Source organism: Lysobacter helvus (assembly GCF_018406645.1).
Taxonomy (GTDB): Bacteria; Pseudomonadota; Gammaproteobacteria; order Xanthomonadales; family Xanthomonadaceae; genus Noviluteimonas; species Noviluteimonas caseinilytica.
In genome coordinates, this window is sequence record NZ_AP024546.1 from 1,100,958 (window position 1) to 1,120,942 (window position 19,985).

A 19,985-nucleotide genomic window follows, 5' to 3' on the forward strand; every position below is an offset into this window, starting at 1 on the left:
GGGTTTCCATGTCGTTAGGCGAGGAGGCGCTCGGCGAGGATCGCCAGCTCCATTTCCCGGTTCTTGATGAGTGATTGCATTGCTTCGCGCTCCGCGCGCGCTAGCCGTTCGAGGTCGACAACAACACGTTGCTGCTCGAGCGGAGGAATTCGGATTTGTGTTGCATCGAGTACCGAGCGACGCACGCTGAGCTGGTGGCTGCCTTCCGCCGATTGGCGGAGGTAGCGCTGGGCCGGTGGCTGATTGAGTTGCCAGGCCAGGAACGCCGGAAGCACGTAGCCGGGTTCTTTCACCCGCACTACGTAGATGTGTTGAGAGCAGACCGTTCGCTCGGGCGCGCGAAGGACCGGGGCGGCATAGGCATTGGAGCCCTTAGCCACGAAGAGCACGTCTTCGTCCTTCAGCCAGTCAGGATCCTTTCGGCCTTCCAGTTCGGTGCGAAGGAGGGCGTCGCAGTCTCTGAGACCGTGGCGGCTTAAGTCACGTATCTGAACCACGCGGGCGCTGCCCCCCTCGACCTGCGGCACCGCTCCTCGGAATGGGTGCCCCAGCCGGACGTCAGCGATCTCGTTTAGAAGAGCATCATTTGCCATGATGCGCAGATTGCTTGACACGACCGATCGCTGTCAAGTACAAATGCGCCATTGCCGATGATGCAAGGAAAGTGCAGTGGCGCCTGTGAAGAAAGCCGATAAGAAGGCCGGACGGTTCTCGACCCCTGAGCCGGTCCGGCAGTTGGTTTGGGTTCGGGCCGCAGGCCATTGCGAGCAGTGTGGCGCGGACGTCACCCAGGATTTCCGAACCGGCAAGAACTTCCGCTGGGCCGAAGTTGCCCATGTTCTGCCGGCCAGTCCTCAGGGCCCGCGCGCGACGCTGGGCCACGACGAAGACGCTGCCAAGCGCCTTACGGCAGACCCGGGCAACCTGATGCTGCTGTGCCCGTCGTGTCACGAAAAAATCGATATCGACGCGGATGGGTATCCGCTGGAGGACTTGTCGCGCCAGCACCGGGATCACGTGGAGCGGGTCCGATTTGCGGCACGGCGGGGAGAAACCCAGCGCGCTACCGGTTTGGTCGTGTTGGGCGGCCATTTCGCGACGGAGAACGTCGTTCGGGCCAGGGATCTCGCGGATGCGATGTTGTCCGAAGGGCTATGGGCCGAAGGACCGATCCATGTTCTTAAGCTTCGCCGGCCAGGTGACCGTGGTCGCGACGATCTGTACTGGTGTGCGGTTGAACAGGATATCGACGAGGAGCTGCGGGACCGTCTGAGCAAGCGCACGAGCGCCGATGGCGATCCCCTCAGCCTGGCCGTTGTCGGGCTCGCGGACATCCCATCGTTGATTCGGGTGGGGCGCCAGCTGGGCGACCGCAGCAATCGCTTCTTGTATTCGAAGGATCGCAGCGGAGGCTTGCGTTGGACCGATCCGGATGCACCGCCTCCGACCTGGACCTACACGCCGGCACCGAGCGGCGACGGACCACTCGCGCTTGTTCTCGCGCTGTCCGCGGAACTGGCTGACGACGCAATTCTCCAGGCGCTGCCCGGCGCGCGCATCGCACGGTTCACCGTGCCGCTGCCGGAATATGCCCTTGTGCGGAACCGGAACACGATCGACTCGTTCCGCAGCGCCCTCCAGCCGCAGCTCAGCCAGCTGGAAGCGAGCACATTCGAGCCCATCCATCTGTTCGCGGCCGTGCCGGCGGCGATCGCCATCGAGTTTGGGGCTTTGCTCTCAACCCAGCATGCCCATCCCTATCGAATCTATGACCGGGGCGACGGCAACCGCTTTGTTCCGATGATGGATCTCGGTCCACGCCGCTGACGCCCCTTCACCTTAGGAGTCAACATGGATACATCCGCCACAACTACCGCCGCCGACGCCCGCCTTGCCGCATTGCTGGAAGAAGTGGATCTCCCCGAGCGCGCCTACGAGCTCGCGGAGAATCGCTATGAAGATCTCGCCGAGTGGATCGGGCGTCCCGGGTCGGCGCTTGCGCCGTACGACTCGCACATCTTCGTTCAAGGCTCATTCGCCCTGGGGACCGCGATCCGTCCCGTGAACGACGGCGAGGAGTACGACCTCGACTTCACCTGCAAGCTGAGGCGTGGCATCTCCAGGGACACGCAAAGCCAGGCTCAGGTTAAAGCTGTGCTTGGCGGCGAACTGGAGGCCTACCGCGTAGCGCGCCAGATCCAGAAGCGGCTTGATGAAAAGAGGCGGTGCTGGCGCTTGGGCTACCGGGATGACATGCCTTTCCACATGGACGTGGTGCCTGGCATTCGGGCGGACGAGCTCCGCCGGCGCGAACTGCGCGAACTGATGGAGCAGAAGGGTGTTGAAGGTCCCATCGCGCAGGAGGCTGCGAGGCGGGCCTTGTGGATCACGGACATCCGGAATCCCGCTTATCGCGCACTCGGTGCGGCGTGGCCTTCGAGCAACCCCGGCGGGTACCAGCTCTGGTTCAGATCGCGGATGCGGGCTCTCGAGAAGCGCATGCTGGCGGAGGCGCAGGTGGACCCGGTACCTGTGTATCGCAGCAAGAGTCCGCTCCAGCAGGTCGTGCAGCTGCTCAAGCGCCACCGGGACAAGATGTTCAAGGACTTGGTGGACGCCAAGCCGGCATCGATCATCCTGACTACCGTGGCGGGCCACGTGTATCAGGTGGGCGACTCCCTCTCGCAGACGATGAGGCGCGTGCTCGATGAGCTTGAGCGCATCCGGGTCTCGGATACGGACAAGATTCTCAACCCGGTGAACCCGGCGGAGAACTTTGCCGATCGCTGGGGGTGGCAGGACTGCGCTCACCTCCAGTTGAAGAAGAACTTTCATGACTGGGTGAGGCAGGCGAACAGCGACTTCACTAAGGTGATGAGCGATGCGTCGCGGCAGCGGATGGTGGAGGTTGCCGAGGACGCGCTTGCGGTCAAGCTGTCGGATGACACGTTGCGGCGTCTGGGCTACGGGGCCGCGCCTGCCCAAGCGCCTGTCCGTGTGGTTGCGGCTGCCGAGGCGCCGCCCAGGCCGTGGGCGCGCTGAGTAGTGCGTTTTTCGCAGGACAATGTTGATGACCTGCTGAACGCATGGCCTAGCTTGCGTCGCGTACCCAGCATGCGCGCTGATGCGACCGTACTGGAGGGGCGGCTTGAGTTCGTACTCGAGCCGCCCGGATTCCCACCTGTCGACGACTGCTACTCGGTTCGCATCGAAGTGCCTCTGGGTCCTACGGAAAGCGTTCCGGAAGTGTTCGAAACAGGGCGGCGAATTCCTCGGGACTCTGATCACCACGTTAATCCGAATGGCGCGCTGTGCCTTGGATCGCCGTGGCGAGTTCAGCAGCTTCTCGGTCGTCCGGTGTCCCTTGTCGCCTTGGTGGAGCGTTGCGTCGTCCCCTTCTTTTATGCGGCCACATGGCGTGCGCAGGGAAACAATGAGTACCCGTTCGCCGAACTGCCCCACGGGCGGGCCGGGCTTCTGGATGACTACTCATCCATTCTGGGCGTCGAGCGCTCCGCAGCGGTTCTCCAGGCACTGGAGGCCTTGGCGCGGCGTCGGCGTGAGGCGAACAAGCTTTCGTGCCCATGTGGCTGCAGGGTTCGTTTGGGACGGTGCCGATACCGATTTGTGCTCGATAAACTGAGGCAGGGGATGCCGAGGTCTTCCTTTCGGCATCTTCGCGATCAATTCAGGCTTGAGTACCCGCCCGAAATGCCACCGCGGAGGGCGCGCCGTAAGCTGCGCTCTTGGCGCACGCAAGGCCGACGAGGCCGGAAAAATTGAGGCGTTTCTCCGTAGCGTGTGAAACGGATCCAATGGACTCAGGCAACGATCCATTGTTGTAGGTTGAAGGATACGAGTAAGGATGCGAGTAACGTCCAATTCTCCGAGTTCATTCAATCTCGGTGTTTCAATAGCTTAGGGCCATCAATTTGGTTGCTGGTGGCCCACCAAATCCGCCGCGATGCGCTTCGCCATGTATCCGTAAAACGGATTCCACGTCAGCCGCGTCAAGCTCGCCTCCGACATCACCAGCGCATTGCGCTCGCCCCGCACCGCGATCGCCCCCAGCTGCAGCACGTTCCGCCCCGAAGGAATCCGCCCATAGAGCGGATCGTCCTCCGGAAACGGCAACGCGACGTGCGACAACGAGTACACGTCCTTCGGATACGCGAGCCCGATTGGCTGCACCTGCACGGCGTTCGCACCGGCCGGTCGCGTGCGTTCCACCACGTTTGCATCGTCATCCGACGCCGCACCTACCAGCGTCAGCGTGTACGCATGCGCCGGCCCCTGCATCGCTGCCTGCGCCCATTCGTTGCCGGCCGTACGCAGCATCGGCCCGAGCACGCGGTTGTGGTTGACGTCGAACAACACGAGCTCGCTGCGGTTGTCCGGCAACCTGTCGAACAACTGCGTCATCACGCCTTGCGCGGTCACCGTGTCGTCCACCACCGACTGGAACGCCAGGATCGGCGGCACCTTGTCCATGCGTTGCTGCTTCGCCACCGCGTCCATCGCCACGCGCAGGTCGTCGGTCACCAGGTACGACTCGCGCGCCGCGCGCACGGGGAACGAGTTGTACTTGAACGGGTTGTACTCGGGCAGCTGGTCGAGCCACGCCGACCGCGCGTAGCGCCCGAACATCGACGGCCATCCCGCCACGCCCGCATAGCGCGCGAAGCCGCTGACTTCGATCATCGGCGAGAGCAGCACGATGCGGTCCGCGTCGCTCGCCTCGCCGCGCCCGATGCGGCGCATCACGTGCAGCAGCGCGAGCGCGCCGCCGTTCGAATAGCCGACGAGGTGCACGGGCACGCGACCACCCGCGCGACGACGCGCTTCGGCCATCGCCATGTCCACCGCCGCGTTCCATTCGTCGCGGCCTTCGTGCGTGAGCCCCGCCGGCACGGTGCCATGGCCGGGCATGCGTGGCGCGAACGCGACGAAGCCCTGCCGTCGATACAACTCGGCGAGGCTGCGCATGCTGTACGGCGAATCGGACAATCCGTGCAGCAGCACCACCACACCGCGCACCGGGCCCGCGGGTTCGAGCACGAAGGAGCGGTTCCAGTCGCGGTCGTAGGCGAGCGGCGAGGCCTTGCTCGCATCGTTGTAGCGATTCAGCGGCGTGCGATCGGCAGGTTGCATCTCGCGCTGCAGGCGGCGATGCACCTGGTCGAACGTTGCGTTCTCGGCCGCGATGTACGCCTGCCAGGAATCTTGCGCGATGACATCGGCGCTCGGTTCGTCCGGCGCGAAGGTATGCCACGGCCGCAGTGGCGGCCCCTGCGTCGAATGCCAGGCGCGCAGTCCCACCAGCACCAGCACGACCAGCGCCACCACCACGACGCCCTTGCGCACCAACCTGCCGAGACCGAAGGCCACGCGTCGCCACATCGTCGCCATGCGCCCGCTCCTGCCACGCCCGATGCGGCGCATGGTGGCACAAGGCCGTCTTTCGCTAGAAGGCGAGCGCGACGTTCACGCCAGCGAACCAGTTCCGCCCCGGTGCCGGCTCGAAGTAGCGCCCGTTCGTGTCGCCCACGATGACCGACCCGATGTAGCCCACGTCGGCGATGTTGTCGACGCGCACGTACTCGCGCCACGTCCACTTGCCCGCGGTCTGCGCGAAGCCGACGCGCAGGTTGCCGAGCGTGTACGCCGGCGCGGCATCGGTGTTGCGATCGTTGGCCTGCAAGCGCCCGACGTACTGCACTTCGGCCGCGGCGCTGAAGCCGGCCCAACCCCCCGGCGTCCACGTCACCACGCCGAAAGCCTGTTTCGGCGGCACGCCGGGCAGCCGCGTGCCGGCGGGCACGACGACGGGCGGTGATCCGGTGGAGAAGCTTTCGCTGAAGGTCGCATCAAGCCACGAATAGTTGGCGTGCAGGTTGAAGTGCGTGCCGAAGTCCGCGTCCCACGCGGCCTCGAATCCTCGCCGTCGCGTCTTGCCTGCGTTGCGATACGTCGTGCGGCCGCCGGTCGCGGTGTCGACGACGATTTCCTGGTCGGTGTCCGCACCGAACACGGCTAGGTTGAGGCGCTGCGTCGCCGTCGGCAGCCACTTGATGCCGGCTTCCAACGACGTCGACGTCGCCGAATCGAGCCCGAGGTTCAAGCCCGCCCCCGTCGGCCGGTACGCGAGCTCGGCGAGCGTCGGCGTTTCGAAGCCCTGCCCGTAACTCGCGTATACGTTGAGCGTATCGCTCGCATGCCACACGAGGCCGGCGATCGGGCTGGTGTCGCGGTACGTGCGCGATCCGCTGTCGTCGGGATTGGCGCCGACGATGTAGTGATCCTCCGAGTCGTAGTCCACGCGACTGGTGCGCAGTCCCAGCGTAAGCGACAGCGCGTGCAATGCATCCCACGTCAGCTCGGCGTAGGCGTCGGTGCTCTTCACGGTGTCGTCTTCGTTGCGCCGCAACTCGCCCTGCACGCCGAAATTGTTGACGAAGCCCAGGCGCGTCTCGCGCATGCGGTCGGCGTCGACGCCGAGCGTCAGTACCCACGGCCGGTCGGCCAGGGCACCGCGCAGGATCAAGCGCGCGCCCAGCCCGCCGAAATCACGATCGAGGTCCACCACGCCGCCCGACGATGTCGCCCCCACGCCCGTCAACGCGAGGAACTGCCGGATCTCGCGTCGTCCGTCGTAACCAGTGACGCGCAACATTCCATCGCCCGGCAGGTCCTGCTCCAGCGCGACGCCGCCCTGCACCATGTCCACGCTCTTACGCGTGTCGAACAAGGTTGCGACCGATGTCGCCTGTCGCGGATCCGCATCGACCTGCGCTTGCGTGAGCCCGAGTGGATCCTGCGATTCCGGCTGGTGCTGCGAACTTCCGATGACCGTGATGCGCGTGCGCGCGGAGGGCGCGAATGTGAACTTCGCGTTGACCACGTCGCGCGTCGCCGCGGAATGCTCGCGGTACCCATCGGTGTCGAAATGATTCGCCGCAACCACGTACCCAAGCTTGCCCGCGGTACCGTTGGCCTTGAGCTCAGCGTTGTAGGTCGCGTCGCTGCCCGCACTCAGCGCAAACCCGGCCACCGGCGACGCGCCGGGATCTTCGGTGAACACCGAAATGACGCCACCCGACGCATTGCCATACAGCGTGGAAAACGGACCGCGCAGCACTTCGATGCTTTTCGCCGACAGCAGGCTGAAACTCCCCGTCTGGCCCTGCCCGTCGGGCATCGTCGCGGGAATGAAGTCCTGGTACAGCCGCACGCCGCGCACGCCGAACGTCGCGCGCCCGCCGTAACCGCGCGAACTGACCTGGATGTCCTGCGCGTAGTTGTTGCGGTTGGCCGCGAACACGCCGGACACGCGCACCAGCGGTTCGGAGAGATTGATGCCGGGTTGGCCGTCGCGGATCGTGGCGCCGTCGACGACGTCGATGGACGCGGGCACATCGAAGCTGCGTTCGGCGCGCTTCGTCGCGGTGACGACCACCGTATCGAGCATCGCGGGCGTGGGCGCCGTCGTCGCCTGCGCGAAGGCCGCCAGCGGGCAGGCGAACAGCAGGGCGCCGGCCGGGAGTCGCGCGCGGCCCGCACGTGTCATCGCATCACCTCCGATCCGTTGTCCGCCACACTACACGCACCGATCTCCAGGCTCCGTCCATGCAAGACGACACGCGCCCCACCCCCGCCACGATCCTGCTGCACAAGCCCGTTGGCTTCGATGCCATCGAAGGCCGACGCCAGGCGGCGGGGCTCGTGAAGCCCGCGGCGCGCTGGAGCGAAGACCCCACCGGCATCGAACTGCTGGACCAGCATTTCCATCGCCTCACGCCGCTGGTGCCGCTGGATACCGAAGACAGCGGCCTGATGGTCTTCACGCAGGACGGGCGCATCTGGCGCCACCTCACCGAGGACATCGAGCGGATCGAGCAGGAATTCATCGTCGAAGTCGACGGCGAGATCGCGCCCTACGGGCTCATCAAGCTCAACCATGGCCTGCGTTTCGGCCGCCGCGAACTGCCGCCGTGCAAGGTGAGCTGGCAGAACGAAATCCGCCTGCGCTTCGCGATCAAGAACCCGGAGTCCGGGCAGCTGCGCGACATGTGCAGGCAAGTGGGGCTGGAGGTCGTGGCAATCCGCCGCATCCGCATCGGCAAGGTGCCGCTGGCGAAGATGCCGGTCGGCGATTGGCGTTACCTGCCGGCGGGTGAAAAGTTCTAGTGACCCGCAACGTCCTGTTCGTCTGCAGCCGCAACCGGCTGCGTAGCCCGACGGCGGAACACGTGTTCGCCGACTGGCCCGGCGTCGAAACCGCGTCCGCCGGCCTGGACCACGACGCGGACACGCCGCTGTCGCCCGAGTTGCTGCAGTGGGCCGACGTCGTGTTCGTCATGGAACGCATGCATCGCGCGAAGCTCTCGACCCGCTTCCGCGCGCACATCGGCGGCAAGCGCATCGTGTGCCTGGACATCCCGGACGACTACGCCCACATGGATCCGGCGCTGGTGGCGCTGTTGCAAACGAAGGTACCGCGCCACCTCTGAGCTGGTGCGATTACTTCACCACCGACAGCTTCACCGTCTCTTCGTGGTGGATGTTCATCAGCGACTCCAGCAACTGCTCGTCCGCGCTGGAGCACACACCCAGCAGCAGCGCTTCCTCGCAGCCTTCGGCGGCGATGTACGCATGGCCCATGTTGGAATCGATGTACACCGATTCGCCGGCCTCGAGCACGATCGGGTCGTAGAACTCGGTGTGCACTTCCGCGCGACCTTCGAGCACGTGGATGTATTCCTCGCCCGGGTGGCGCACGAGTTCGCCGAACTCCTCGATGCTCTTGGCGCGCACGCGCGTGAGCACGGGGATCATGCGTTTGCGGCGCAGTTCCGGGCAGAGATAGAAGTAGTCGTAGTTCGGCGTGGTGACGCGCACGGCGTCGTCGATGCGGCCGATGCTGCGGCGCGCGGTGATCGCCTGTTCGTGCACGTCTTCGTCTTCGGCGAACAACTCCGACATGCGCAGGTTCAACCGCTGGCTGATCTGCAGCAGCTTGTCGTAGGTGAGGCTGAGGCGGTCGTGCTCGACCTTCGACAGCGTGGACAGCGGGATCCCGCAGCGCTGGCTCATCTCCTTGAGCGTCCAGTCGTTCCTGGCGCGCAGGGACTTGAGGAGGCTGCCGATGGTGGGGTGCTGTCGGGTCATGCCGGTCATTGCTCCTGGTAAGAGGGCCCCTTCCTGGGGCGCCACAAAAGTACAGCTTCGGGGAGATTCTAGGTCTACATGACCAAAGTAGGTTGACAATTCTCCGATCAGGATGGTTATTCTCCTGAACGGCTCATTGGGCGCAGGGGGCGCCCGGGGCCACCGACATTTTCGAGGGGAGAGGAACCAGATGCACCCGATCAAACGAGGTCCGCTGTCCGCCGCGCTGCTTGCGTTCGGGCTCGCGTGTACGACCGCCATGGCGCAGCAGTCGCCCGTGGTCCAGCCCGCCGCAACGCCGGTGGTGCCGCAGGCACCGGCCACGTCCGCCGCACCGCCGCCGGCCGACGCCATGCCCGCGCCGGCCGAGCGCCTGAATGCGACCGACCTGGAAGCCTGGCTCGATGGCTTCATGCCCTACGCGCTGGAGCAGACCGACGTCGCCGGCTCCGTGGTGGTCGTCGTCAAGGACGGCAAGGTGCTGCTGAAGAAGGGCTACGGCTTCTCGGACGTCGCCAAGCGCACGCCGGTGGACGCCGACAACACGCTCTTCCGCCCCGGTTCGATCTCCAAGCTGTTCACCTGGACCTCGGTGATGCAGCTCGTCGAGCAGGGCAAGCTGGACCTGGACGCCGACGTCAACCAGTACATCGACTTCAAGATCCCGCCGTACGAAGGCAAGCCGGTCACGCTGCGCAACATCATGACCCACACCTCCGGCATGGAAGAGGTGATCCGCGGCCTGATCGCCAACAACGAAAGCGAGATCCTGCCGCTCGACGCCACGCTCAAGCACTGGATCCCCGCGCGCATCTACGCGCCCGGCACCACGCCCGCGTATTCCAACTACGCCACCGCCATCGCCGGCTACATCGTGCAGCGCGTGTCGGGCGAACCGTTCGACAAGTACGTGGCCAACCACATCTTCGCGCCGCTGGGCATGCAGCATTCGTCCTTCAGCCAGCCGGTGCAGAAGAACTTCCACGACATGACGTCGAAGGGCTACGACACCGCCTCCGACGGCAAGGCCAAGCCCTACGAGTACATCAACCTCGCCCCCGCCGGCAGCCTGACGTCCAGCGGCGCGGACATGGGCAACTTCATGATCGCGCACCTGCAGAACGGCGCGTTCGGCGACCAGCGCATCCTCCGCGAAGACACCGCGCGCGAGATGCACGAAACCGGCCAGCAGTCGGTCGGCCCGCTCAACAAGATGATGCTCGGCTTCTACGAAACCACCGCCAACGGCCACCGCGCGATCGCGCACGGCGGCGACACGCAGTGGTTCCACAGCGACCTGCAGCTGTTCCTCGACGACAACATCGGCATCTACGTCTCGACCAACAGCTCCGGCAAGGAAGGCCACGCCCGCCTGATCCGCGACGGCCTGGTCACCGCCTTCGTCAACCGCTACCTGCCGCCGAAGACCCCGGCCCCGGAAGCCGCTGGCGTCGATGAAAAGACCGCCAAGCAGCACGCACAGATGATGGCCGGCTCGTACAACAGCAGCCGCCGCGCCGACTCCAACTTCATGAATCTCGTCTACATGCTTGGCCAGACGAAGGTCACCGCCAACGAAGACGGCACCATCAGCGTCCCGATGTTCGCCAGCTACAGCGGCGCCCCGAAGAAGTGGCGCGAGATCAGCCCGTTCCTGTGGCAGGACACCAACGGCGGCGATCGCCTCGCGGCCGACGTCGTCGACGGCAAGGTGACACGCTTCAGCGCCGAACCGTATGCCTCGATCATGGTGTTCCAGCGCGCTGCGTTCTGGCAGACGCCGCCGGTGTTCCTGACGATGCTCGTCGGCAGCCTCGTCGTGCTGCTGCTCACCGTGCTCGCCTGGCCGGTGTCGGCGATGGTGCGTCGCCACTATGGCGTGCGTTACGCGCTGGCGGGCCAGGATGCGCGCGCGCATCGCTGGATCCGCATCGCCTCGCTCGCGGTGCTCGCCTCGTTCGGCGCGATGTTCGGCCTGGTCGTCGCCATGCTGTCGAACTTCGACCTGATGACGCCCGCGCAGGACGGCATGATCGTCGCGCTGCGCTCGCTCACCACGATCCTGTTGCCGATCGGCGCCGTCATCGCGGTGTGGAATGCCTGGAAGGTGCTGACCAGCACGCGCAGGAAGTGGGCGAAGCTGTGGGCCGTCGTGGTCGCAGCCGCCTTCCTCTCGCTGCTGTTCATCGGATTCGCTTGCCACGTCTTCGGCTTCTCCGCCGACTATTGACGTACCCCCGCGCGGCGGTTCACGCCGCCGCGCATTTTTTCCGGGACTCCATCGTGATCCAGACCGACCGCGTCAAGCTGGTGCTGCGGAATGAACTGCTGCGCCTGTCAGAACCCTTCCGCATCTCCGGCCATGTGTTCGAAGCCTCGCCCGTCACGCTCGTCAGCCTGCAACAGGGCCACGCGATCGGCCGCGGCGAAGCGTCCGGCGTGTACTACACGCGCGACGAACCCAGCGACATGCTCCGCACGCTCGAATCGATGCGCGATCGCATCGAGGACGGCCTCACGCGCGAAGACCTCCTCGAACTCCTCCCACCCGGCGGCGCGCGCAATGCGCTCGACTGCGCCTTGTGGGAACTCGAAGCACGCGTGGCCGGCATGCCCGCGTGGCAACTCGCCGGCATGGGCAAGCCGAAGCCGCTGACCACCACTTTCACCGTCGGCGCCGATGCGCCCGAGGTGATGGCGCAGAAGTCGCTCGGCTACACGCACGCACGCGCCATCAAGCTGAAACTCACCGGCGACGTCGACCTCGACATCGCGCGCCTGCAGGCCGTGCGCGCCGTGCGTCCCGACACCTGGATCGGCGTCGACGCCAACCAGGGCTACGTGCCCGACACGCTGCAACGCCTGTTGCCCGCGCTGGTCGAGGCGAAGGTGTCACTGCTCGAACAACCCTGCCGCCGCGGCCGCGAACGCGAGCTCGACGGCATCGATCGCGTCGTGCCCATCGCCGCGGACGAAAGCATCCTGTCGCTCGCCGAGCTGGAAGAACGCGCGCAGTGGTTCGATGTCGTCAACATCAAGCTCGACAAGTGCGGCGGCCTAACCGAAGGCCTGTTGATGGCGCAGCGCGCACGGGAGATGGGCCTGAAGGTGATGGTCGGCAACATGGTGGGCACGAGCCTGGCGATGGCGCCGGCGTTCCTGCTCGGCCAGTTCTGCGACATCGTCGACCTGGACGGCCCGTTGTTCCTGCAACGCGACCGTTCGCCGGGCGTGGTGTATTTCGACGGCTACGTCGATTGCCCCGCGTCGGTGTGGGGTTCGCCGGACGTGCTGCTGTGAATGCAACGACGCAGCGGGTCGCCGGGGCCAGCTGGCTGAAACAGCCGCCGGGCCTGGCGATCCTGTTCCTCACGCAGATGTGGGAGATCTTCTCCTACTACGGCATGCGGACGCTGCTGGTGTACTACATGACGAAGCAGCTGCTGTTCTCGCAGCAGCATGCTTCGATGGTGTACGGCGCGTACATCGCGACGTTCTACTTCACGCCGATCCTCGGCGGCCTGGTGTCCGACCGCTGGCTGGGGCGCAAGCGGTCGGTGATCATCGGCGCGGCGATCATGTCGCTCGGCCATTTCCTGATGGCGTCCGAATCGCTGCTGTATTTCGCGCTCGCGGCGATCGCGTTGGGCAACGGCCTGTTCCTGCCGAGCCTGCCGAGCCAGATCGACGATTTGTATGCGAAGGACGATCCGCGCCGCGGTTCGGCCTACAACTTCTACTACGTCGGCATCAATGTCGGCGGACTGCTCGCGCCGCTGGTGTGCGGCACGCTGGGCGAACTGTACGGATGGCATTACGGCTTCGGCGCGGCGGGCGTCGGCATGCTGGCGGGCCTGGCGATCTACACGCTCGGCGGCAAGTGGTTGCCGCCGGAACGCCCGAAGGCGCAGGACCTTGCGCCCGCCGAACGCATGCCCTTCGCCGCGATGAAGCAACGCATCCTCACGCTGTCGGCCGTGGCGATCTGCGTGATGGTCTTCCGCGGCGCCTACGAACAATCGGGCAACACGATCGCGTTGTGGGCGGACGTGGGGCTGGATCGCCACGCCGGGAATTTCCTCATCCCGATGACGTGGTTCCAGTCGCTCAATCCGCTGCTCGTCATTTTCCTCACGCCGTTGCTCGTTGCGTTGTGGACGAAGCAGGCGCGCGCCGGCCACGAACCCGCGCCCGCGAAGAAGATGGCGATGGGCGCGTTCGGCGTATCGATCGCGTTCCTGCTGCTCGCGCTCGTCGATGCGAGCGCGCAAGGCCACGCGCACTGGGTGTGGCTGGCCGCGTTCTTCGTCCTGTTCACCGCGGGCGAGCTCTTCATCCTGCCGATCGGGCTGAGCCTGTTCGCGCGCCTCGCACCCGCGGGTTATGCCGCGACGTCGATCGCCGCCTGGTACTTCGCGTCCTTCGGCGGAAACCTGCTGGCCGGCGGCCTGGGCACGTTGTGGAGCGCGATGACGCACAGCGCGTTCTTCGGCGTCATGGCCGGCGTCGCCGCACTCGCGGGCGTCCTGTTGCGCCTGCTCCATCCCGCCGTCGTGCGTGCCGAAGTGATGAATGGCCGCAGCCCCGACGAGCGGTCGCAATAACGATCCTTGATGGATTGACAATTTTCCGATCAGGATGCTTACATCCTGAAAAGGTCACAGCACACCTTCTGGGGAGATAGGGAATGCACATGCACCACCACCGCGCGCCGATGCGCCGCCACACGCTCACGTCCGCGATCGCACTCACGCTGGCCTTCGGCATCGCCGGGCCGGCCCTGGCGCAGCAGGCCGCGCCCGCCACCGCGCAGCAGCCGACGGCCACGCCGCAGGAACTGGACGTCGTCACCGTCACCGCGAACAAGCGCGAGGAAAACATCCGCGAAGTCGCCGTCGCCGTGACCAAGCTGACCGACCAGCAGCTGGAAAACATCAACGCCACGCAGATGTCGGACTACGCCAACTACGTGCCGGGCCTGCAGGTCCAGGATTCGGGTTCGCCGGGCCAGACGCAGGTGTCGATGCGCGGCATCGCGCCGCTGTCGTCGGGGTCCACCGTCGGCACCTACGTCGACGAAACGCCGATCGGTTCCAACAACCTCTACCAGCAGGCCACGCTGTTCGCGCTCGACCTGCTGCCCTACGACGTGGACAGCATCGAAGTGCTGCGCGGTCCGCAGGGCACGCTGTACGGCGCCGGCGCGATGGGCGGCCTGATCAAGTACGTGATGAAGAAGCCCGACACCACGCAGAACGAATTCCGCGTCGGCATGGGCATCGCCGACACGCAGGGCGCGGACGGCGCGTCGATCAACTGGCGCATCGGCGGCAACCTGGTGCTCGCGCAGGACAGCGTCGCGCTGCGCGCCAGCTTCGCCAGCAACGAGCCCAACGGCTACGTCGACAACTTCGTCGACGGCCGCAAGGACATCAACGATTCCTCGCAGGGCAGCGGCCGCGCCTCGTTCCTCTGGAAGAACGACAAGGCCAGCGTGCAGTTCAGCGTGATGAAGCAGCAGATCGACAGCCCGAACAACGCGATCATCGCGCTGGATCCGGTGTCGCACGAGCCGATCTCGGGCCTTTCCAACTTCGTGTTCGTCGATGAAAAGTTCAAGAAGAACATCGAGAACTACGCGCTCACCGTCGACTACGACGCCGGCTTCGCGGACTTCCTGTCGGCCACCAGCTACTCCGACGTCAAGACCTCGATCACCACCGACCAGACGCTGACCTACGGCGACTTCACCACGCTGTTCGGCCTGCCGCCCGGCAGCGCGTACCTCACCAACGACCTGCAGCTGAAGCAGTTCACGCAGGAATTCCGCCTGATGTCGAAGGGCGATGGCGCGTTAGAATGGCTGGTCGGCGGCTTCTACGACGACGAGCGCGGCGACAACCACCAGTTCGTGCCGCTCAACCAGCGCAACGGCCAGCCGCTGCCGCCGCCGTTCGCCGCGGCCGTGGGTTCGCTGGGCGACCTGTACCTGCCGAGCACGTACGAAGAGAAGGCGGTGTTCGCCAACGGCGCGTACAAGTTCACCGACCAGTTCAAGCTGGGCGCGGGCGTGCGCTGGGCGTCGAACGACCAGGAGTTCACGCAGGACGTCGTGGCCGGCCTGCTCGCGCCGATCGGCACCGAGTTCAACACCTCCAGCGAAGACGTGTTCACCTGGAGCCTCACGCCGCAGTTCCAGGTCAACAAGGACGTGATGGTGTACGGCAAGGTTTCGACGGGCTACCAGCCCGGCGGCCCGAACATCGTCGCCAACGGCCTGCCGCGCCAGGTCGATTCCTCCACGCTTACCAGCTACGAGCTCGGCATGAAGTCCGCGTTCGACGACAACCGCGTGCTGCTGGATGTCGTGGCCTACCAGATCCATTGGCAGGACATCCAGGTCGCCTCGCTCGTCAACGGCGTCAGCGGCCTGGTCAACGGCGGCGAAGCGACGAGCCAGGGCCTGGAAGTGGCGGCGATGTTCCGCCCGATCGACGGCCTCACGCTCGGCGTCAACGCGGCGTACAACGATTCGAAGATCGACGAAGACTTCCCGCTCATCACCGTGCCCGCCGGCGGCGGCGCCAACGTGCTGATCAACACGGGCCTGAAGGGCGATCGCATGCCCTACGTGCCGGACCTCACGTGGTCGGCGACGGCGGATTACTACCTTCCGCTCTCCGGCGACTGGGGCATGAACGTCGGCGGCGGTTTCCGCTACGTCGACGATCGCGTCACGGCCACCACGCAGCGCCAGGTCGTCGCGGTGGGCAGCACGGTGCTCGACACCGAAATCACGCCCGGCCTCGACATCGACAGCTACTCGGCGCTGGACCTCTACCTGTCCTTCTCCAACCAGCACTGGTCGATCCGCGGCTACATGAAGAACGCAACGGACGAACGCGCGTATTCGACGATGAGCGACATCACCAACCAGGTCACCGGCGTCACGCACCACACCGCGGCCACGCCGATCATGCCGCGCACCTACGGGCTCGAGGTCGACTACCGCTTCTGAGCCTCGAAGAAGATCGCCGCATGAACGTCCTGTTGCCCCAGCCTTACCTGTTGTTCCTCGGCGAAACCACGGAACCCGGCTATGCGAAGACCGCTTTCGGTCTTCGCGACTGGTCCCCGCAACGTTGCCTCGGCGAGTTCTCGCTGCCGGGCGCCACGGTCAGCACGGGCCTGCCGTTCCTGACCCCCGTGCAGGCGCGCAACGCCGGCGCACGGGCCATGGTGATCGGCGTGGCGAATGCGGGCGGGTTCATCCCGCAAACCTGGATCGGCGCCCTGCTCGAAGCGATGCAGGCCGGGCTCGATCTCGTCGGCGGCATGCACGCCCGCCTGCGCGACATCCCGGTGCTGCGCGATGCCGCGATGCAATACGGGCGGCGCCTGATCGATGTGCGCGAACCACCCGCGAAGATCCCGGTGGCCTCGGGCCGGCGACGCACGGGTCGGCGCTTGCTGACGGTCGGCACCGACTGCGCGCTCGGCAAGAAGTACACGGCGCTCGCACTCGCGCGCGCCTTCCAGGCGCATGGCGAAGCCGCGACGTTCCGTGCCACGGGACAGACCGGCATCCTCATCGCCGGCGGTGGCATTCCGATGGATGCGGTGGTGGCCGATTTCGCCGCGGGGGCGGCGGAACTGCTGACGCCGGATGCAGACCCGACGCACTGGGACGTGATCGAAGGCCAGGGCTCGTTGCTGCATCCGGCGTACGCAGGCGTGTCGCTCGCGTTGCTGCATGGCAGCCAGCCCGACGTGTTCGTCGTGTGCCACGAACCGGGACGCGATCGCGTGCTAGGGCATCCGGACTTCGCGGTGCCCGACGTGCTCGACGTCATCGATCTCACGATCCGCTTGGGATCGCGCACGTCGCCGCACATCCGCTGTGCCGGCGTCAGCCTCAACACCGCGAAGATGGACACCGGTGCGGCGTTGCGCCTGTTCGATCGCGAAAGCGAACGCCTCGGCATGCCGGTCGGCGATCCGATGCGCGGCGGCAAGGCGTTCGAACGCCTCGTCAAAGCCTGCCTCGCATGAGCTCCCGCTTCCAGCGCTGGATCCTGCCGGGGCTGGCGTTCAAGGCCGCGGTGATCGGTGGCGGTTATGCGACGGGCCGCGAACTCGCGGAGTACTTCATCCCGAGCGGGCCGCAGGGCGGCATGGCGGGCATCGTCGTCGCGATGCTGGCGTGGAGTACGTTGTGCGCGCTCACCTTCGCGTTCGCGCATGCGACGCGCAGTCATGACTACCGCAGCTTCTTCGCGTCGCTGCTCGGGCCGTTCGCGTTCGTGTTCGAACTGGCCTATCTCATCTTCATCGTGCTGATCCTCGCCGTCTTCGGCGCGGCGGCCGGCGCGATCGGGCAAGCGATGTTCGGGTGGCACACGCTGGTGGGCACCTTGCTGCTGGTGGCGGGCATCGGCGCGTTCACCGCGTACGGCAACGAGTCGGTCGAGCGCCTGTTCAAGTGGGTGTCGTTCTTCCTGTACGGCGTGTACGTGTTGTTCTTCCTGTTCACGATCCTCAAGTTCGGACACCAGGCGTCGCAGCAATTCGCCACGCCGGTGCCCACGGACGGGTGGCTGTCGGGCGGCCTGACGTACGCGGGCTACAACATCGTCGGCGCGGTGATGATCCTGCCGCTGGCGCGCCATTTCCTGACGCGGCGCGATGCCGTGGTCGCGGGCGTGCTCGCCGGCCCGCTCGCGATGCTGCCGGGCCTGCTGTTCTTCACCTGCATGATCGCGTGGTACCCGGCGATCGGCGCAGAAGCGCTGCCGTCGGATTTCATGCTGCGGCAGCTTGGCATGCCGCTGTTCCACCTGTGCTTCCAGGCCATGATCTTCAGCGCGCTGCTGGAAAGCGGCACCGCCTGCGTGCATGCGATGAACGAGCGCATCGCGGTGGCGTGGCAGGCGCGGCGCGCAAGCGATTTGCCGAAGCGCGCGCGGCTCGCCATCTCGGGCGCGCTGCTCGTGGGCTCCATCTTCATCGCGGCACGCTTCGGCCTGGTCGACCTCATCGCGCGCGGGTATCGCGCGCTCGCGTGGCTGTTCCTCGTCGTTTACGTGGTGCCGTTGCTGACCGTCGGCCTCTGGCGCCTGCGCCAGCGCGCGCCGCGCGTCGTACCCGCGCCGCAATCCTGATCCCAACACTCCAATGAAAGGAAACGCCGTGATGCTTCGACGTCTCGTCCCGACCGCGCTCGCGATGGCCGCCATGCTGGTGGTCGCCAACGCGAGTTTTGCCGCGCAGCCGGCCGACCTCGATGCACAAGTGCAGACCGCGATGCAGTCGCACGGCGTGCCCGGCATGGCGATCGCGATCGTCGAGGACGGCAAGGTCGTCCTCGCCAAGGGCTACGGCGTGCGCAAGCTCGGCTCGCCCGAGCGCGTGGACGCCGACACGATCTTCCCCACCGGCTCGACCGGCAAGGCGATCACCACCGCGGCGATCGCGGTGCTGGTCGACGACGGCAAGCTGAAGTGGGACGACAAGATCATCGACCACATGCCGTGGTTCCGCATGTACGACCCGTGGGTCACCAACGAAATGACGGTGCGCGACCTGCTCACGCATCGCAGCGGCCTGGGCCTGGGCGCGGGTGACCTGATGTTCGTGCCGAGCTCCTCGCGCAGCCGCGCCGACACGGTGCGTGCGTTGCGCTACATCAAGCCCGCGACGAGTTTCCGCAGCGGCTATGCGTACGACAACCTGCTGTACGCCGTTGCCGGCCAGCTGATCGAGGAAGTGAGCGGGCAGACGTGGGAAGTGTTCGTGCGCGAGCGCGTGCTGAAGCCCGCGGGCATGACGAGTTCGGTGACCGAGCAGTCCGCGCGCTTCGCCAATCCCAACCGCGCGTGGCCGCATGCGCGCCTGGGCGGCCGCGTGCGCGGCCTCGGCGAGCAGCGCGTGCTCGACGAACGCAAGACGCTCGGCGACAACGCCGCGCCGGCCGGTGGCCTGTCGTCGAGCGCCAACGACATGGCGCACTGGATGCTGGTGCAGCTCGGCCACGGCACGTGGACCGACGCCAACGGCAAGCAGGTGAAGGTCTTCAGCGAAGCGCAGTCGCAGCAGATGTGGACGCCCGCGGTCCTCACGCCCACGCCGGCGTACCCCGGCAAGCTCGCGCCGTTCTCGCCGAAGTTCTCGTCCTACGCGCTGGGCTGGAGCGTGCGCGACTATCGCGGCGCGAAGCTCATCGACCACGGCGGCGCGGTGTTCGGCGTGCAGACCTACGTCGTGCTGATCCCGGAGCGCAACATCGGCATCACCGTGCAGATCAACGCCGAAGACTTCCAGGTGATGCGCGCGATCGCGATGGAGCTGGTCGATCATTACCTCGACGCACCGGATACCGACTGGATGGCGGCGTTCGACGAATTCGCCAACACGCGCATGCAGGGTGGCGTCGCCGCGCTCGATGCCAGCGCGAAGGAACAAGGCGCCGCGCCGGGCAAGGCCTCGTTGCCGATCGCCGACTACGCGGGCCGCTACAAGGACGCCTGGTACGGCCCGATCGACATCCGCAACGAGAAGGGCGGCCTGCGCATCGACTTCACGCGCACGCCGGGCATGGTCGGGCGCCTCGAACACGCGCACCACGACACCTTCCGCGCGATCTGGGACGACCCGAACATCGAACCGGCCTATGTCACCTTCGGCCTCGGTGCCGACGGCAAGATCGACCGCGTGACGATGAAGGCCATCTCGCCGATCGCGGACTTCAGCTTCGACTACCAGGACCTGCAGTTCGCGCCCGTGCGCGCGGACTGAGCCCATCGCACCGCCGGCGGCGT

The 19,985-nt window shown here is 66.1% G+C and carries 15 protein-coding genes; 11 read left to right on the forward strand and 4 right to left on the reverse strand.

Annotated elements, in window-relative coordinates; all coding sequences use genetic code 11:
• Window positions 1–14: 14 nt before the first annotated feature.
• The gene (locus LYSHEL_RS05475; RefSeq protein ID WP_244858674.1) at window positions 15–614 is read right to left on the reverse strand and encodes a restriction endonuclease subunit S; all 600 of its coding nucleotides are present in this window, start codon (window positions 612–614) and stop codon (window positions 15–17) included.
• Between the two features lie 55 nt (window positions 615–669).
• Between LYSHEL_RS05475 and LYSHEL_RS05480 the strand changes: the two genes are divergently transcribed.
• Together LYSHEL_RS05480 and LYSHEL_RS05485 are read left to right on the forward strand one after the other, a co-directional pair.
• A complete protein-coding gene (locus LYSHEL_RS05480) occupies window positions 670–1,827 on the forward strand; it encodes an HNH endonuclease (RefSeq protein WP_213436478.1) in 1,158 nt (385 codons plus the stop codon).
• A gap of 24 nt (window positions 1,828–1,851) precedes the next feature.
• Entirely contained in the window at window positions 1,852–3,042 is a 1,191-nt protein-coding gene (locus LYSHEL_RS05485; RefSeq protein ID WP_213436480.1) for a nucleotidyltransferase domain-containing protein, read from the forward strand.
• An 885-nt stretch (window positions 3,043–3,927) separates the two neighbouring features.
• Here LYSHEL_RS05485 and LYSHEL_RS05490 read toward each other — a convergent pair.
• The gene (locus LYSHEL_RS05490) at window positions 3,928–5,409 is read right to left on the reverse strand and encodes an alpha/beta hydrolase (protein WP_213436482.1); all 1,482 of its coding nucleotides are present in this window, start codon (window positions 5,407–5,409) and stop codon (window positions 3,928–3,930) included.
• A gap of 55 nt (window positions 5,410–5,464) precedes the next feature.
• Window positions 5,465–7,567, reverse strand: coding sequence for a TonB-dependent receptor family protein (locus LYSHEL_RS05495; protein ID WP_213436484.1), 2,103 nt, complete (start codon window positions 7,565–7,567; stop codon window positions 5,465–5,467).
• 59 nt (window positions 7,568–7,626) lie between these two features.
• Here LYSHEL_RS05495 and LYSHEL_RS05500 point away from each other — a divergent pair, with 59 nt between their 5' ends.
• Window positions 7,627–8,187, forward strand: coding sequence for a pseudouridine synthase family protein (locus LYSHEL_RS05500; protein ID WP_244858676.1), 561 nt, complete (start codon window positions 7,627–7,629; stop codon window positions 8,185–8,187).
• A complete protein-coding gene (locus LYSHEL_RS05505; RefSeq protein ID WP_213436488.1) occupies window positions 8,187–8,510 on the forward strand; it encodes a low molecular weight protein tyrosine phosphatase family protein in 324 nt (107 codons plus the stop codon). Before LYSHEL_RS05500 ends, LYSHEL_RS05505 begins: the two co-directional genes overlap by 1 nt.
• 10 nt (window positions 8,511–8,520) lie before the next feature.
• Here the strand turns inward: LYSHEL_RS05505 and LYSHEL_RS05510 are convergent, their stop codons facing one another.
• The gene (locus LYSHEL_RS05510; RefSeq protein WP_213436490.1) at window positions 8,521–9,168 is read right to left on the reverse strand and encodes a helix-turn-helix domain-containing protein; all 648 of its coding nucleotides are present in this window, start codon (window positions 9,166–9,168) and stop codon (window positions 8,521–8,523) included.
• Between the two features lie 190 nt (window positions 9,169–9,358).
• Here LYSHEL_RS05510 and LYSHEL_RS05515 point away from each other — a divergent pair, with 190 nt between their 5' ends.
• The 7 genes from LYSHEL_RS05515 to LYSHEL_RS05545 all read left to right on the forward strand — a co-directional run bounded on the left by LYSHEL_RS05515 (window position 9,359) and on the right by LYSHEL_RS05545 (window position 19,962).
• A complete protein-coding gene (locus LYSHEL_RS05515; RefSeq protein ID WP_213436492.1) occupies window positions 9,359–11,398 on the forward strand; it encodes a serine hydrolase domain-containing protein in 2,040 nt (679 codons plus the stop codon).
• A gap of 53 nt (window positions 11,399–11,451) precedes the next feature.
• Window positions 11,452–12,468, forward strand: a complete 1,017-nt coding sequence (locus LYSHEL_RS05520) for a dipeptide epimerase (RefSeq protein WP_244858677.1) — start codon at window positions 11,452–11,454, stop codon at window positions 12,466–12,468.
• On the forward strand, window positions 12,465–13,772 hold the full coding sequence (locus LYSHEL_RS05525) for a peptide MFS transporter (RefSeq protein ID WP_244858679.1): 1,308 nt from the start codon (window positions 12,465–12,467) through the stop codon (window positions 13,770–13,772). The genes LYSHEL_RS05520 and LYSHEL_RS05525 overlap by 4 nt, the downstream gene beginning before the upstream one ends.
• 89 nt (window positions 13,773–13,861) lie before the next feature.
• Window positions 13,862–16,186 carry a TonB-dependent receptor gene (locus LYSHEL_RS05530; RefSeq protein ID WP_213436494.1) on the forward strand — a complete coding sequence of 775 codons (2,325 nt, stop codon included), beginning with the start codon at window positions 13,862–13,864 and terminating at the stop codon, window positions 16,184–16,186.
• A gap of 20 nt (window positions 16,187–16,206) precedes the next feature.
• Window positions 16,207–17,220: an N-acetyltransferase DgcN family protein gene (locus LYSHEL_RS05535; protein WP_213436496.1), complete on the forward strand. Its 1,014-nt coding sequence runs from the start codon at window positions 16,207–16,209 to the stop codon at window positions 17,218–17,220.
• Window positions 17,217–18,329 (forward strand): YkvI family membrane protein, encoded by a 1,113-nt coding sequence (locus LYSHEL_RS05540; RefSeq protein ID WP_213436498.1) that lies wholly within the window; start codon window positions 17,217–17,219, stop codon window positions 18,327–18,329. Before LYSHEL_RS05535 ends, LYSHEL_RS05540 begins: the two co-directional genes overlap by 4 nt.
• Window positions 18,330–18,360: 31 nt before the next feature.
• On the forward strand, window positions 18,361–19,962 hold the full coding sequence (locus tag LYSHEL_RS05545) for a serine hydrolase (protein ID WP_213436500.1): 1,602 nt from the start codon (window positions 18,361–18,363) through the stop codon (window positions 19,960–19,962).
• The last annotated feature ends 23 nt before the right edge of the window (window positions 19,963–19,985 follow it).